The sequence below is a fragment of the Mesorhizobium sp. ES1-6 genome (genome assembly GCF_020164775.1).
Taxonomy (GTDB): Bacteria; Pseudomonadota; Alphaproteobacteria; order Rhizobiales; family Rhizobiaceae; genus Mesorhizobium.
The window spans coordinates 221,500-236,289 of sequence record NZ_JAIUGU010000005.1 but is presented as its reverse complement, the minus strand read 5'-3'; the positions used below and the strand labels follow the sequence as shown (position 1 = coordinate 236,289).

Here is a 14,790-nt window from a genome sequence, read left to right as displayed (position 1 = left end):
CCTCAGATACCCATGCGACTGACTTCGAGATAGGCCGAAACGACCTTGTCGCGGATGGCGACGGCGGTTTGCAGCGCCTGCTGGGCGCTCATCACGGCATCGACCACCTGGCGGGTATCGGCATCGCCCTTGAGCGCCTGCAGCGATACCTGCTCGGCATTCTGCAGCGTGTTCACGGTCTTGGAGGCGGCCTGGCCCACCGCTTCGGCGAAAGAGGTTCCGAGGTTGCCCGATGCCGCCGGCGCAACGCCGCCTTGCAGCAGGTCGGTCGTCGTGTCGCCCAGCCCAGGCTTCAGGTTAAGCGCGCCGATGCCGTTGACGATCATTGGTTCCTCATCAGGTCGATGGTCATTGAAATGAGGTCACGCGCCTGCTTCACGACTTGCAGGTTGGCCTCGTAGGAGCGGTTGGCCTCGGTCATGTCGGCCATTTCGATCAGCACGTTGACATTGGGCATCTTGACGTAGCCCTTCTCGTCGGCGGCCTCGTTGCCGGGCTGGAATTCGACGGGAAAGTTGCTCGGGTCGCGGTCGATCGAGTTCACCTCGACCGTGGAACTGCCGGAGGCCCGGTCGAGTTCGGAGACGAAGCTGATGGTCTTGCGGCGATACGGGTCCGCGCCGGGCGTGGTGCCTGTCGACTGGGCGTTGGCGAGGTTTTCAGAAACCACGCGCAGGCGCTCGGACTGGGCACCGAGGCCTGATGCTGCGACTTTGAGGGCTGCGGTCAGTGCGTCCATGATCAGCTCTTCACCGCCATCATCATCATCGAGTGGAATGCCTTGACGATGGCCGTGTTGAGCTCGAAGGAGCGGCGCACCTCGCCGGCCTTGAGAAGCTGGTCTTCAAGCATGACCGTGTTCTTGGACGGCATGATCACGCCGTCGTCTTCCTGCGGCTTGATGGAGAAGCCGGCATTGGTCGCCGCGTTGCCGAGATGGCCGGGCTCGGTGATCTGGAGCGACACGGCGGTGCGGTCGAGCACCTTCTCGAACGGCTCGACGTCGTTTGCCGTGTAGCCCGGCGTGTTGGCATTGGCGATGTTGCCGGCGACCGCCGACTGACGCACCGACAGCCACTGCGCTTGCTTGGCGGCGAGATCGAAAAGGGAAACGGGCTCCATGGGAATCTCCGGGCATGTGCTCGAAGACTAGGCCGTCAGTCTTGCGCGGACCTTGCGGATGGTCGGCCTTACCGGGAAAGCTCGATCACCTGGTTGGCGCTGGTGAGCATGACCCATTTGCCATTGCGCTGCTCGATCGCCGATACCTTGCTGGAATCCGGCAGCGTCGAACCGCGCTGGACCATCCACAGGCCGGTGTCGTCCTCGATCATGGCCCGGCCGTTGGCGACATGGACCATGCGAAACTTCGCGATGTCGGCGGGGAAGGGCTGGTCGCCGGGCGGCTCCGATTTGGAATCGTCCTGCACCGTGCCGGTGGCAAACAGGTCGACACCGGCGTTGGGAACGTCCTTGGCGGTCAGTGGCGCGCTTCGCTCGGCGACCACGCCGCCGCCCGCACGTCCCGAATTGGTGCCTGTGCCGCCGAACTTGATCGCCTGCACGCCGAACTGGTCCTGATTGAAGAAGATGTACCAGGGAAACAGGGCGCAGATCAGGCCAAGGGTGACGCCGAGGGCGGCGATGACAAGATCGCTGCGCCGGTCCGCCTTCTTTCTCAATCTCGGAAATTGCGCCTTTGGCGGTTGCGGCCATTCGGCGGCGGAAAAAAGGTCTTCGATCAGCGTTTCACGGCTTGCCTGGGTGATCTCGGGAGCGCTGACACCGGGAACGATGGGCATTGAGGAATGGGAAGGCCGGACCAGAACGGGTTCGGATCTCGGCAGAGCCGGTTTGACGGCCCTGGCCAGAACAGCCGCGGTCCTGGCGGCAATGGCGCTGGCGACATTTGCCTTGGCGAGCCTGGCCTCCTCCGCCCGAGCCTGCTCGGCGGCGTTCGCCTCGGCGATCATCTCGTTCAGGAGGCGCTCGGTGTACTGGCGTTCAGTCTCCTGGTTCGGCATTCTGCTTTCCCTTGAGATGGCGGGCAAGGTCGGAGAACGGATCGGCGGACGGACGGTCCCTGGGCGATTGCGTCAGCGCCTCATAGATCACGGGCACCTGGCGCACGGCCATGTCGAGTTCGGCGTCGACGCCGCCCTGATAGGCGCCGAGCAGGCGGATGTCGCGCGTGTCCTCGAAGCGGGAGATCATCGATTTCAGCCGCGTCACCAGGGCTCGCTGTTCGACGCTCCAGGCCTTGCCGGCCAGCCGCGATATGGACGACAGCGGATTGACGGGCGGATAGCGGCCCTGTTCGGCGATCGCGCGGTCGAGCACGACATGGCCATCGAGGATGCCGCGTACGGAATCGGCGACCGGATCATTGTGGTCGTCGCCATCGACCAGCACGGAAATGATGGCGGTGATCGAGCCTTTGCCTTCGGCCCCGGGTCCGGCGCGTTCCAACAGCTTGGGCAGTTCGGTGAAGACCGAGGCGGGATAGCCGCGCGCGACCGGCGGCTCGCCCGTTCCCGTCGCCACCTCGCGCAGCGCGTGCGCGAAGCGGGTGATCGAATCGAGCACCAGAAGCACACGCTGGCCCTGGTCGCGAAAATGTTCGGCCACGCGCATGGCGGTGTCGGGCGCGCGCCGGCGCATCATGGCGCTCTCGTCGCTGGTGGCGACGACGGCGACGGTCTTGGCCATGCTGTCGCCGATCGTGTCCTCGAGGAATTCGCGAACCTCGCGGCCGCGTTCACCGATCAGCGCCACGACGACGGTGTCGAACGCGTCGGCGCCGGCGAGCATGGCAAGCAGCGTCGACTTGCCGACGCCGGAGCCGGCGAAGACGCCCATGCGCTGGCCGAAGCACAGCGGCGTGAAGATGTCGATGACCTTGACGCCGGTCATGAAGGCGGTGCCGACGCGCTGCCGCGCCATGGCGCCGGGTGTCGCGCCGGCCGCCGACACGTCGGCGCCCCTGACCAGAGGCGGACCGCCATCGATCGCCCGGGTGAGCGCGTCGATGGCGCGGCCGCGCCACGAGGCGTGCGGCGCAACCGCCAGCGGCCCCCTGCGGAACACGGCATCGCCGATGCCGGCGTCGGCGCTGCGCTCGAAGGGGGCGATCACAATCTCGTCGCGGCTGATCTTGACGATCTCGCCGCGGCGCGTGCCGGCCTGGCCGCGCTGCTCGACAATGTCGCCGAGCCTGGCGAAGTCGGACAGGCCGCGTACCTTGTAATGCGTCGATGTGACTTCGGTGACAAGGCCGCCGCGCTTGACCAGCCCGTCGCCGTCGCCGAAGCGCCTGATAACCCGCTCCAACGCGGCAAGCCGATGCTCCGGCGCCGGCTGGAGCTGTCTTTCGGGTGCGCGAATGGATGGCTGCTCCGGCGACATGCTACGACTTCGAGCCGAGCGTCTTTATCGCCTCGTCGGAGGAGGAATCGGTCTGCCGCATCAGCGCGGCGGTGTTCTCGAAGGCGCGCTGGACCATGATCAACCGCGTCATTTCCAGCACCGGATTGACGTTGGATTCCTCGACGAAACCCTGGGCGACGCCGATGTCGGAGCGGTCGGTGACCGGCTCGGGCGTGCGTGCTGGCACAATGCCGGAATTGCCGTAGCGCACGAAGTTCTCGCCCGGGTCGAAATTGTAGAGGCCGATCGAGCCGACGAGCTGGTCGTTCTGGCGCAGCGAGCCGTCGGAGCCAGCCTTGGGCGGACCGTTGCGGGGATCGAGCTGGATCGGCGCGCCGCCGGCGTCGAGCACCGGGTGGCCCTCCACCGACATCAGCTCACCATTCTCGTTCATAGAGAAGCGGCCGTCGCGGGTCATGACGGTGCCGGCCGGCGTGTCGATGGCGAACCAGGCGTCGCCCTGGATGGCGAAATCGAACGGGTTGCCGGTCTCGGTCATGGCGCCGTGGGCTCCAGACAGAAAGGTCTTGCCGGAGGAGGCGAACGAAACCGATTTCTGCCCGGTACCCGACACCACGTCCTCGAACTTCACGCCGGTGGCGCGAAAGCCGACGGTGTTGGCGTTGGCGACATTGTCGGCGATCGTGTCGAGCCGGCGCTCGAGGGCCATCTGCGCGGAGAGGGCAACGTAGAGACTGTCTCGCATGATCAGAACTTCAATTTCTGCATGGCCATCATCAGGTCGGTGGATATGCCCGATGTGACCGGTTTGGCGAAAAGCACGCTGATCGATGTCACCGCCGGCGAGGTCGGGTTGTTGATCTCGTACATGCTGGTGAAGCGGGTCAGGAATTTGTTCAGTTTCACGGGGTCGGTGAAATCCGAGAGGTCGAGCTTCTGCTCGAACAGCTGCGCCTGCTTGTCGATGTCGGCGGTGGCGAAGGAATCGGGCAGTCCGAGCGCGGTGCGCACCACGCTGGCGAGCGCGGTGTCGGCCAGCACGTCGTACCAGCTGGTGATGTCAGGCGCCTTGCGGTTGAAATAGAGCGCCAGCCGCACGCCTTCATTGGTCTTGCCGGCATCCTCCTCCAGCGTTTGGCGCATGTACTTGTCGACGGTCGGCTGCTGCGCGGCATTGATGGTGGTGGCGGCCTCGCCGTATTGTTCGAAGTTGAAGGCGGTGGCGAGCCCGGCATAGGCCTTGTTCGCCATCTTGTTGGCGACGCTGTCGGCGTCGCGAACGCCGCCGGCCAAGACGCTGCGGATGAGATCCTTGCTTTCCGTCGCCGGATCGAGTCCGTAAGCCGACAGCGCATAATTGTACAAGCGGCTGTTGGCCATCAGGTCGTCGATGGATTTCACGTTGGTGACGTTCGCAAGGTAGTAGGCGGTCTCCGACTTGATGGCATCCGCGTTGGGCGGGATCAAGCCAAGCGTCGACCCCGTGGTGTAGATCTTCGGCGTGTCTTTCAGCACCTCGTCGCGCGACGTTGTCTGGTCGCCATATTGGGCAAAGTTGAACGCCGTGACGAAGTTGGCGTAGCGTTTGTCCGTCAGCTTGTTTGCCGGGCTGTTCGGATCGCTGACGCCTCCCGCCAGCATCGTGCTGATCTGCAACGGCGTTTCGGTCGATGCATCCAATCCATAGGAAGCCATGGCGAAGGTGAGCAGCCGCTTGTCCGCCATGAGGTCGTCGATCGACTTCGCCTTGGAGATGTTTGCCGCGTAATAGTCCGCCTCGCCCTTGATATATTCGGCGCTCGGCTCGACCAATTTCAGTCCGGTTCCGGCCACATATCCTTGCGGCACCGCCTGCTGGACGGCATCGCGCGTGGTCGTCTGGTCGCCATACTGGGCGAAGTCAAAGGCCGAGACAAAGTTGGCGTAGCTCTTGTCGGTCAGTTTGTTGGCGGGACTGTTGGGGTCGCTGACGCCACCTTCGAGCATCGCCCTGACGGTTGCGGCCGGTTCGGTCTCCGCGTCCAGGCCGAACGCGGCCATCGCGTATGTCAGCAGACGGCTGTTGCCCATCAGGTCGTCGATCGACTTAACCTTGGAGATGTTGGTGACGTAGTAAGAGGTTTCGCTCTGGTAGTAAGCGAGCCCCGTTTGCGAGGCGCCGATCTGGACCTGCAGCGCATAGTTGCCCGTGACCAGTTGCTGGGCCTTGTTGTAGATGGTCGCATTGGCGCCGTTGGCGGCGAAGTTGAAGGCGCTGACAAACGCGGCGTAGCGCTTGTCGGTCAGCTTGTTGGCGAAACTGTCGGGATCGGTGACGCCTTCCTTGAGCGCCTTGACCATGAACGCCTTGGCGTAGGCCATGTCCTCGAGCCCGTAGGCCTTCATGGCGTATTTGAACAGCCGGTCATTCTTGACGAAATCGTCGATCGATTTCACCTTGGTGATGTTGGCCAGATAATATTGCGTCTCGCGATCGACCGTCGGCTGTTGCTCGATGCGGTCGATCGACTTGTTGATGTCTTTGGTGATCAACTGGTAGCTGGTATAGGTACTGAGCAAGTGCACGCCTCCGGCCGAAGCTATGCCAGCACAATAAGCCCACTTCCTTGCGCGAAACTGAATCGCGTCCAGCGTTCGGATTCAAGCCTCACACAAGGCACGGGGACTATCCCTTGCTCGACGTGAAATGCGGAAGGACCGGTCGTGGGCATTCTGATTGGACTTGTGGTGACGCTCGGCTGCGTCCTCGGCGGCTTCATGGCCATGGGCGGGCATCTGCACGTGCTGGTCCAGCCGTGGGAAGCCGTGGTCATCTGCGGCGCGGCGCTCGGCACCTTCCTGGTCGCCAATCCGATGAAGACGGTCAAGGATACCGGCAGGGGTATCCTGGAAGCCTTCAAACAGGCGGTGCCGAAGGAGCAGGACTATCTGGAAACGCTCGGCGTGCTGCACAGCCTGATGCGCGAGCTGCGCTCCAAGTCGCGCAGCGAGGTCGAGGCGCATATCGACAATCCGGAGGAGTCGGCGATCTTCCAGGCCTTTCCGACCGTGCTCAAGAACCACGACCTGATGAATTTCATCTGCGACTACTGCCGCATCATCATCATCGGCAATGCCCGTTCGCACGAGATCGAGGCGCTGATGGACGAGGAAATCCAGACCATCAAGTCCGACAAGATGAAGGCCTATCACGCGCTGGTCGCGGTCGGCGACGGCTTGCCGGCGCTGGGCATCGTCGCGGCCGTGCTCGGCGTGGTCAAGGCGATGGGCGCGCTTGACCAGTCGCCGGAAATTCTCGGCGGCCTGATCGGCGCCGCGCTGGTCGGCACCTTCCTCGGCATCTTCCTGTCCTATGCCGTGGTCGGACCCGTCGCCACCAAGATCAAGACGGTGCGCGAGAAGAAGAACCGCCTCTACATCATCGTCAAGCAGACGCTGCTGGCCTATATGAACGGCGCCCTGCCGCAGGTGGCGATCGAGTTCGGCCGCAAGACCATCTCCTCCTATGAGCGGCCGACCATCGATGCCGTCGAGCAAAGCACGATGAACACCGGCACCGCCGAGAAGAAGGCCGCTTGAGCGATGCGCGACAGATCGGTGCCAACGCGGCCATGACCAGTCCGGGCAGTCCCGCGCAAGCGCGCTCGCTGATCATCGAGCGTCTGGTCGGCGACAGCGGCGAGGCCGACCAGGTCATCGACGCCGGCCGCGCCATGGCCGAACGCGCCGTGCCGCTGCTGCAGAAGGCGCTCTCGAGCGAGCTTGGCGCTCCCGTGATCGTCGACCTCAGGGCCGTGGAGGTCAGCCGTGTCCCCGAGGCGCGGTCGCGCGCCGGCGAGACCTTCGCCATGACCGTGGTCGGCTCGCAGGCGTCCTCGGACGCGATGACGCTCGTCATCGATGCTCCGGCGATCGCGATCATCGTCTCGACGCTGTTCGGCGGCGACCCGGATATGCCGGTGTCGCCGATCGAGCGCGACCTGTCGTCGATCGAGGCCGATGTCTCTACCATGGTGTTCCAGGAGGTGGCGCAGGCGCTGAACGGATCGGGGCGCCGCTCGCTCGAACTGCGGCTGCCGGTACCGCGCGCCATGTCGGGCATCGAGGCCAGGCGGCACGTCTTGCGCGACGGTGCCGCGATCCGCATCGTCCTCGGTATTTCGACGTCGGTCGACAGCGGCTCGATCACGGTGACCATGCCGCAGCGTATCGTGCTGGCCGGCCGTGACGGCACGGCCGGCGTTGGCGAGGACGATCCCGGCGCCAGTTGGCGGGCGCGCTTTTCGGAAGAGGTGATGCGCTCGACCGTGGCGCTCGAAGCGACCATGCCGCTGACGCGGCTGACGCTTGGAGATCTCGCCAAACTCGAAGTGGGCCAGGTCATCGATTTCGACGAGACGGCGCAATCACGGGCTCGCCTCGGCGCGCGCGGCCAGACGCTGTTCGTATGCGAGTTCGGCAAACTGGGGCAGAATTACACCGTCCGAATCAGGCATCCTTTCGATGCCGGGCAGGATTTCATCGATGGGCTCATGCCGGCCGGTGCCGGGCGCGCCTGAGCTTTTGGAGACGACGCATGGCCAAGACCAAGGTAGAAGCAGAGCCCGACCAGCCGGACGAGCAGCTCGATCGCGCCATCGAGGAATTGCGCGGGGTCCTGCACGAAGAAGAGCAGCGCCCCGAGATGGCGGCCAGGGCCGCGGCATCGGCAAATTCAAGCGTCATCATGAACATCCCCGTCGATGTCCAGATCATCCTCGGCAGCACCGAGATGGCGGTCGCCGATCTGATGGCGCTGCAGAAGGGGTCGACGGTCGCGCTCAACCGCCGCATCGGCGAGCCGGTCGATGTCGTGGTGAACGGCCGCAAAATAGCACGTGGCGAGATCACCGTGCTCGAAAGCGACCCTTCGCGCTTCGGCATCAGGCTGACCGAGATCATCGCCGGCACGAAGGGCGCCTAGACATGGATCGCGGAGCTCGCCGGTGGCAGCGGAGGCGCAAGGCATGACGACGCCGCTGACGACCCTGACGCGCGCGCAGAAGGCGGCCGCCATATTGGTGGCGATGGGCAAGCCGTCCGCCAGCCGCCTGTTGAAATTCTTCAAGCAGGAAGAGCTGAAGGCGCTGATCGAGGGCGCCCGGCTGCTCCGGACCATTCCGCAGAGCGATCTCGAGCGCATCGTCGCCGAATTCGAGGCCGAGTTCACCGAGGGAGCGGGGCTGCTCGATTCCGCCGACAGGATGGACACGATCCTCAACGAGTCTCTTTCGCCCGAAGAGATGAGCGCCATCATGGGCAACAAGAAGCCGGAGGCCGCACCCGAAGGGCCGCCGCCGATCTGGCCCGACCTCGAAAAGCTCGAACCGTCGCGGCTGGGCGCCTTCCTGGCGGGCGAACATCCGCAGACGGCGGCCATGGTGCTGTCGAAGCTGGCGCCGCAGGCGGCCGCGAGCGTGCTTTTGACGCTGACCAAGCCGATGCGCGGCGAAATCATCAAGCGCATGGTCACGATGGCCAATGTGCCGCCCGCCGCCACCAGGATCGTCGAGAACCGGCTGCGCGCCAGCGTGCTGTCGGATACTTCGACCAAGGACACGTCGGCCGGGCAGGCGCGCGTCGCCAGTGTGCTCAACGAGCTGGAGAAGCCCCTGCTCGAAGAGGTCATGCAGGATCTCGAAGCCGCCGGCACGCCCGACCTCGACGGTGTGCGGGCCCGGCTGTTCGCGTTCGACGACCTGCCGCTGCTCACCCAGAAGGCGCGCGTGCTTTTGTTCGACGGGCTGTCGACCGAGCTTGTCACACTGGCACTGCGCGGCACGTCGGCGGCACTGGCCGAAGCGGTGCTGTCGGCGATCGGTGCGCGCTCGCGGCGCATGATCGAGGCCGAACTCGGGCAAGGGTCGGAGGGCGTCCCCGCCGCCGACATCATGGCGGCCCGCAAGACGATCGTGACGACGACCATCCGGCTGTCGCGCGAAGGCGCATTCGAACTTCCCTCGACGCAGAACGCCGCCTAAGGCATGGCCGAAGCCGTCGACAAGGACTCGAAAACCGAAGAGGCGACGGAAAAGAAGATCCGTGACACCGTCGAACAGGGCAAGTTGCCCCATTCGAGGGAAACCGCGATCCTGGCCTCCTTTGTCGCCATACTCGTGTTCACGGTCTTTTATGCCAAGGACGCCATCGTCGAGCTCGGCATGTTCCTGTCGATGTTCCTGGAGAAGCCCGAGGCCTGGCCGATGGACACCGAGACCGATGTCATCGAGCTCTACAAGATCGTCATGCTGGAAGTGGGCCGTGCCGTCGTCAGCCTGCTGGTGCTGCTGACGGTCGCCGGCATCGGCGCCTCGGTGCTGCAGAACATGCCGCAATTCGTCGGCGAGCGGATCAGGCCGCAGATGTCGCGCATATCGATCGTCAAGGGCTGGAACCGGATGTTCGGCGCCCAGGGCTGGGTCGAGTTCCTGAAATCCATTGCAAAAGTCGGTTTCGCTATCACCGTGCTCACCTTCACGCTGTCGGAGGATCACCGCAAGCTGCTTGCCGGGATGATCACCAATCCGGTCGCTTTCGGCCTCGTCATCCGCGGCATCGCCGTCGACATCCTGGTGGCGATCGTCTTCGTCATGGGACTGATCGCGGCGATCGACATCGTCTGGTCGCGCTTCCACTGGAAGCAGGATCTGCGCATGAGCAAGCAGGAGGTCAAGGACGAGTTCAAGCAGTCCGAGGGCGACCCGATCGTCAAATCGCGTCTGCGTTCGCTGGCCCGCGACCGGGCGCGCAAGCGGATGATGACGGCGGTGCCGCGCGCGACGCTTGTTATCGCCAACCCCACCCACTTCTCGATCGCGCTGAAATATGTGCGCGACGAGGATTCGGCGCCACTCGTCGTGGCCAAGGGGCAGGATCTCGTGGCGCTCAAGATTCGCGAGATCGCCAAGGAGCATAACATCCCGATCTTCGAGGACGTGGCGCTCGCCCGCTCCATGTACAAGCAAGTTTCGGTCGATAATGTGATCCCGTCACAATTCTACCAGGCCGTCGCCGAACTGGTGCGGATCGTCTACTCGAAAAAGGCTGAGCGCAGACAGATTTCATGAACCGCCAACCGCACGCAAAATCCCGCGAGATCATCGTCGCCAGCGCCATCGAGCAGGTGGTGGTGGAACTCAGGCTGATCGACGTCGCCGACTATATCGCCTTCATCCGGCTGGAGCATTTCGCCTGCCTGTCGGACCTGGTCGATTCAGCGGCCGAGCTGTTCTTCAAGCCGGGTACGCTGAGGCTCGGCCATGGCGGCGAGGCGCATGTCGACTGGAGCGGCAGCCCGCGCATCGTGCTCGACCTGGAGCTCAGGCCGCCCGGCGTGACCGTCTATTTCCAGCTGACGCTGAGCGAGACCGGCAACACGGTCGCGGTCAACTACGTGTCGTTCGAAAAGCCCGGCGAAGATCCCGAGCACAATACGGCGCTGCTGGAAGCGGTGGTCGAAGAGGCTCGTATCCGCAAGGTCGAACCGCTGGCCTTCTGAGGTCTGTCGATATTCAGGTGAGGCCGGCCTGCAAATGGCAACTCCCTGCGCTTCCGGTGCTCACGTACGAAAAGTACGCTCCGCTCCGGTTCTCGGAAGCCACCATTTTCGACTCGGCCTGACCTGAATCTCAACAGACCTTGAGAGGCTCATCTTTTTATTACTCGATCAACCCCAGCCGCAGCGCCTTGGCGACCGCCTGGTTGCGGTTGACGGCGTTGAGCTTCTGGGTCGACTGGGTGAGGTACTGGTTGGCGGTGTGCACCGACAGTTTCAGGAGCCGCGCGATCTCCTCGCTGGTGTTGCCGTTGGCGGTCAGCTTCAGGCATTCGAGTTCGCGCTTGGAGATCGAGCGCATTCTGCCGGCGTCGCCCGGACGCATGCGCGCGACGGCGGCGAACAGCGAGAAGCAGCGAGCGTGGATCTCGTAGAGCGCATCCTGCGGCAGCGCGATCTCCGATCCGAGGAAGACGACGAGACCGCATTGTCCGCGATCGGCATGGACAGGAAAGGCAATGCCGCTCGAACCGGGTGTCAGCGGCGCCATCTGCCCGGTCCAGGCGAGATTGCCGAACATGTCGGCCATGGCCGCCACGCCATCATCCGTCCACCAGCGCGGCTCGGTCGAAATCCGGCTATGGCGCACGATCTCCTCGCCATTGGCGCCTGCGATGAACTTCGTCGCCACCGCGATGCCGGGATAGTCGGAATCAAAGCACGGGACCAGCCGCGCGCGTTCGGGCGACGGGCTGACGAAGAACAGGCCAAAGGCCGAGGCGTTGATGTCGACCGATATCCAGCGGCAGCGGCGCACGGCATCGGGAATGGTGACGGCGTGATGGGTTTCGGATCCCAATGAGAAGGCGCCGAACGGGCTGCGCTGCTCGTTGAAAAGGGCTTCCGCGGCGTCCTTGATGTCGGCGTGTTTCATATGATGCCACTCCTGATCGCCGTGGCGATGGCCATCGCACGGTTCGAGGCCGCGAATTTCTGGATGGCGTGGGTGATGTAGCTGTTGACGGTGTTGGAGGAGACGCCGAGGATAACCGCCACCTCGTCGGTGGTCTTGCCTTCCGAGACCCAGAACAGGCATTCACGCTCGCGATCCGACAGCGGATCCTGCATGGCCGCGGCCGCGATCAACTGCGGAATGTGCGAGAGCGCGTAGCAGCATTTCAGCTGCGCCTTCATCAGCGCGGGCTGGTCGATCCGGCCGGCGGCCGCCGCCGAGAACAAGGCGAACAGGCGCTGGCGGCCGACATTCAGCCGCAATGAATAGATTTCGGCATGGCCGAGTACGTCGAGGAGCCGGGCCTCTTCACCCGAGACCAGTCCGTCGGAATCCGGCGCCTGGGCCGCCACCAGCGGTGTCGGGCGGATACCGGGCGCCGCGGTGAGGGGGCCCTGGGCGAGGCCGGCGATCAGCCGTTTGCCGATCAGTTCGATGGCGTCGAAGATCCAGTTCGAGGAAACGATGCGCGCATCGTTGCGGTCCTGGTCATGGACGATGGCGACCAGCATGTAGCTGTCGGCGCCGATCTCGGCGGTCAGCTCCATGAAGAAGGAGGTGAGATCACCGCGCGACGTCAGGCGCGAGCCCAATGTGTCGGATTGTAGAGGCGCGGCGGGACTGCTCATCTGCTGCTTTTGGCCGGAATCGATTCTGATGTCCGGTTGCTGGAGAGCCAGCCGCCGAACTCGAAAACGCGTTACTTTTACGAGACACACACGAGGCGCGGGGCCGCGCCCAATCAGACGGAATCCATTCAGGGAACGCGAAGACGTCCGCGTCTGGCGCCGGAAAAAGTCCGGAACGTGAGACTTTGGGTGGTCGCCGCGCCCCCCGAGGACCGGCTGATTCGGGTCTAATCTACCCGCAGATGAATCCGACATCAAACGCGATTTGACAAAATCGAATCCGGCGGACTCGATACGCGACTCAGGGGTCGTTTTCCGCGCCTTTCCATGGGCAGAGACGTCGAGCCGCATAGGGTGGCCACAGCATTTGCGATGGGCTCATTGGGTATCGGTGGACGCAAAAAAGGGCGGCTGACGCCACCCTCTTTGGTCTTCGCGCAGACGGCCGCGTTCCCTTGCGGCGATCTAGCGATCCTCGAAACCGGTCAGCACGCCGACGGCATTGATGCCGATCTCCTCGACGGCATAGCCGCCTTCCTGGACAAACAGCGTCGGCAAGCCGAGCTTGGCAATGCGCCGGCCGATCTTGGGATAGTCGAGGCTTTTCAGCTTGAACTGGCTGATCGGGTCCTTCTCGAAAGTATCGACGCCGAGCGACACGACGACGATGTCGGGCGCGTAGGCTGCAAGCTTGGCGCAGGCGTCTTCCAGGGCGGCGTTCCAGGCGTCCCAGCCGGTGCCGAAGGGCATGGGATAGTTGATGTTGAAGCCTTCACCGGAGCCCGCGCCGCGCTCGTCGGCATGGCCGAGGAAGAACGGGTATTCCACCATTGGATCGCCGTGCAGATTGAGAACCTGCACGTCGGCGCGGTCGTAGAAGATCTCCTGCGTGCCATTGCCGTGGTGATAATCGACGTCGAGGATGGCGACGCGTTTGGCGCCCTGGTCGAGGAACCATTGCGCGGCAACGGCCGCGTTGTTGATGTAGCAATAGCCGCCCATGAAGCCGGCGCCGGCATGGTGGCCAGGCGGGCGGCAGAGCGCGAAGGCCGATCTCTCACCGCCCTTGACCAGACCGGCGGCGGTCAGCGCGACCTCGTAGGAGGATTTGATCGCGGCCCAGGTGCCTTCGACGAAGGTGGCGCCGCCGTCGAAGGAATAATAGCCGAGCAGGGCGTCGATGCGCTTGGGCGGCACGTCGCCGCGCAGGCCACGCGTCGGCCAGGTGAAGGGCATGGCCGTGCCCGTGTGGCCCTCGGCGACCCATTGTGGCCAGACGGTCGGCAGGAAGTCGATGTAGTCGGCCCTGTGAACGCGCTTGGCGGCGGCAAGGTCGTGCTCGACCGGCGCGATAACAGGTCCGAGCTTCTCGCTTTCGACCCGCGCCTTGATGAACTCCGCGCGCGAGGGTTTTTCGAACCCGGGCACGATCGCCGAGGTGACCAGTTCCATCTGGCCGGCATGACCGGCGTGAAGCGGCGAATAGACAGTCTTCATGAAATTCCTCTCGATGTGCGAAATCAGCCTAGATTGAGATAGGGGCTCACCAGAGCCAGCCACATGGCTTCGACATCGTCCTCGATGAGGTCGAATGTCCTGCGATCTCTCTTCAGTCCGACCAGCCGGCAGGCGTGCCCGACCTCCATCATCACCAGGCCGAGCCGTTTGGCGGTCTTGTCTTCGAGAGCCGGATTCACATGCCGCAGCCAGGCGGCGTAAAGCGCGATGATCTGCTCGTCATATTCGTCCTGGATAGGCCTGAGATCGGCATTGCCTGAAATGGCCTCGATCACCGGCATCAGGGTCGCGTTCTCGAGATAGATACTGGACGTGTCGATGAAGAGCTTGCGTACCTCGCGCCGGAATTCTTCACGGTTGGTGGGCCGAGGGACCTTTATGCGCTTCTCGATCACCTCGGGAAAGGAGGACAGCCAGCGCCGGGCGAGGTCCAGAAGGATGGCTTCCTTGTTGGGAAAGTACTGGTAGACCGAACCGACAGACAAGCCCGCGCGCTGCGCGATGGCGAGCGTCGTCGGCGTCCTGGTTCCTTGCTCTCGCGTCAAGATCAGCGCCGCGTCGAGAATCCGGTCGACAACCTTGCTCGAGCGTTGCTGCCGCGGCTGCTTGCGCGGCTCGAGCGCTATCCTGGTTTTGCGGTCGAGACTGCGCTTCACGGGTTGATGTCCTCGTTCCCCGCCTGGTCCCAAGAGAGGCGGAGCGTGCTGTCC

General features: G+C 64.0%; 17 protein-coding genes. 6 read left to right on the top strand and 11 right to left on the bottom strand.

The window, feature by feature from the left end:
• Nucleotides 1-2: 2 nt before the first annotated feature.
• The 7 genes from LB564_RS15670 to LB564_RS15640 form a co-directional block, all read right to left on the bottom strand.
• Nucleotides 3-326 (bottom strand): flagellar hook-basal body complex protein FliE, encoded by a 324-nt coding sequence (locus LB564_RS15670; protein ID WP_181173643.1) that lies wholly within the window; start codon nucleotides 324-326, stop codon nucleotides 3-5.
• Nucleotides 323-739 (bottom strand): flagellar basal body rod protein FlgC, encoded by a 417-nt coding sequence (gene flgC / locus LB564_RS15665; protein WP_140704517.1) that lies wholly within the window; start codon nucleotides 737-739, stop codon nucleotides 323-325. The genes LB564_RS15670 and flgC overlap by 4 nt, the downstream gene beginning before the upstream one ends.
• Before the next feature lie 2 nt (nucleotides 740-741).
• Entirely contained in the window at nucleotides 742-1,122 is a 381-nt protein-coding gene (flgB, locus tag LB564_RS15660) for a flagellar basal body rod protein FlgB (RefSeq protein WP_224539020.1), read from the bottom strand.
• 68 nt (nucleotides 1,123-1,190) lie between these two features.
• Nucleotides 1,191-2,024: a hypothetical protein gene (locus tag LB564_RS15655; protein WP_224539018.1), complete on the bottom strand. Its 834-nt coding sequence runs from the start codon at nucleotides 2,022-2,024 to the stop codon at nucleotides 1,191-1,193.
• A complete protein-coding gene (gene fliI, locus LB564_RS15650) occupies nucleotides 2,005-3,405 on the bottom strand; it encodes a flagellar protein export ATPase FliI (protein WP_224539017.1) in 1,401 nt (466 codons plus the stop codon). Before fliI ends, LB564_RS15655 begins: the two co-directional genes overlap by 20 nt.
• Before the next feature lies 1 nt (nucleotide 3,406).
• The gene (gene flgF / locus LB564_RS15645; protein WP_140704525.1) at nucleotides 3,407-4,132 is read right to left on the bottom strand and encodes a flagellar basal-body rod protein FlgF; all 726 of its coding nucleotides are present in this window, start codon (nucleotides 4,130-4,132) and stop codon (nucleotides 3,407-3,409) included.
• A gap of 2 nt (nucleotides 4,133-4,134) precedes the next feature.
• A complete protein-coding gene (locus LB564_RS15640; protein ID WP_224539015.1) occupies nucleotides 4,135-5,952 on the bottom strand; it encodes a DUF1217 domain-containing protein in 1,818 nt (605 codons plus the stop codon).
• A gap of 138 nt (nucleotides 5,953-6,090) precedes the next feature.
• Here LB564_RS15640 and motA point away from each other — a divergent pair, with 138 nt between their 5' ends.
• The 6 genes from motA to LB564_RS15610 are packed head-to-tail and all read left to right on the top strand — an operon-like array spanning nucleotide 6,091 to nucleotide 10,924.
• The gene (motA, locus tag LB564_RS15635) at nucleotides 6,091-6,966 is read left to right on the top strand and encodes a flagellar motor stator protein MotA (protein WP_224539013.1); all 876 of its coding nucleotides are present in this window, start codon (nucleotides 6,091-6,093) and stop codon (nucleotides 6,964-6,966) included.
• A 32-nt stretch (nucleotides 6,967-6,998) separates the two neighbouring features.
• Nucleotides 6,999-7,946 (top strand): FliM/FliN family flagellar motor switch protein, encoded by a 948-nt coding sequence (locus LB564_RS15630; RefSeq protein WP_318012809.1) that lies wholly within the window; start codon nucleotides 6,999-7,001, stop codon nucleotides 7,944-7,946.
• Between the two features lie 17 nt (nucleotides 7,947-7,963).
• A complete protein-coding gene (gene fliN, locus LB564_RS15625; RefSeq protein ID WP_140704531.1) occupies nucleotides 7,964-8,350 on the top strand; it encodes a flagellar motor switch protein FliN in 387 nt (128 codons plus the stop codon).
• Nucleotides 8,351-8,393: 43 nt separating this feature from the next.
• On the top strand, nucleotides 8,394-9,407 hold the full coding sequence (locus LB564_RS15620; RefSeq protein WP_224539009.1) for a flagellar motor switch protein FliG: 1,014 nt from the start codon (nucleotides 8,394-8,396) through the stop codon (nucleotides 9,405-9,407).
• Nucleotides 9,408-9,410: 3 nt separating this feature from the next.
• Nucleotides 9,411-10,493 (top strand): flagellar biosynthesis protein FlhB, encoded by a 1,083-nt coding sequence (gene flhB, locus LB564_RS15615; RefSeq protein WP_224539007.1) that lies wholly within the window; start codon nucleotides 9,411-9,413, stop codon nucleotides 10,491-10,493.
• A complete protein-coding gene (locus LB564_RS15610) occupies nucleotides 10,490-10,924 on the top strand; it encodes a hypothetical protein (protein ID WP_224539005.1) in 435 nt (144 codons plus the stop codon). Before flhB ends, LB564_RS15610 begins: the two co-directional genes overlap by 4 nt.
• A 160-nt stretch (nucleotides 10,925-11,084) precedes the next feature.
• Here the strand turns inward: LB564_RS15610 and LB564_RS15605 are convergent, their stop codons facing one another.
• The 4 genes from LB564_RS15605 to LB564_RS15590 form a co-directional block, all read right to left on the bottom strand.
• Nucleotides 11,085-11,855 carry a helix-turn-helix transcriptional regulator gene (locus LB564_RS15605; protein WP_140704538.1) on the bottom strand — a complete coding sequence of 257 codons (771 nt, stop codon included), beginning with the start codon at nucleotides 11,853-11,855 and terminating at the stop codon, nucleotides 11,085-11,087.
• Nucleotides 11,852-12,562: a helix-turn-helix transcriptional regulator gene (locus tag LB564_RS15600; protein WP_224539003.1), complete on the bottom strand. Its 711-nt coding sequence runs from the start codon at nucleotides 12,560-12,562 to the stop codon at nucleotides 11,852-11,854. The genes LB564_RS15605 and LB564_RS15600 overlap by 4 nt, the downstream gene beginning before the upstream one ends.
• Nucleotides 12,563-13,027: 465 nt before the next feature.
• Entirely contained in the window at nucleotides 13,028-14,059 is a 1,032-nt protein-coding gene (locus tag LB564_RS15595; protein ID WP_224539001.1) for a histone deacetylase family protein, read from the bottom strand.
• A gap of 23 nt (nucleotides 14,060-14,082) precedes the next feature.
• The gene (locus LB564_RS15590; RefSeq protein WP_224538998.1) at nucleotides 14,083-14,736 is read right to left on the bottom strand and encodes a TetR family transcriptional regulator; all 654 of its coding nucleotides are present in this window, start codon (nucleotides 14,734-14,736) and stop codon (nucleotides 14,083-14,085) included.
• Nucleotides 14,737-14,790 lie beyond the last annotated feature (54 nt).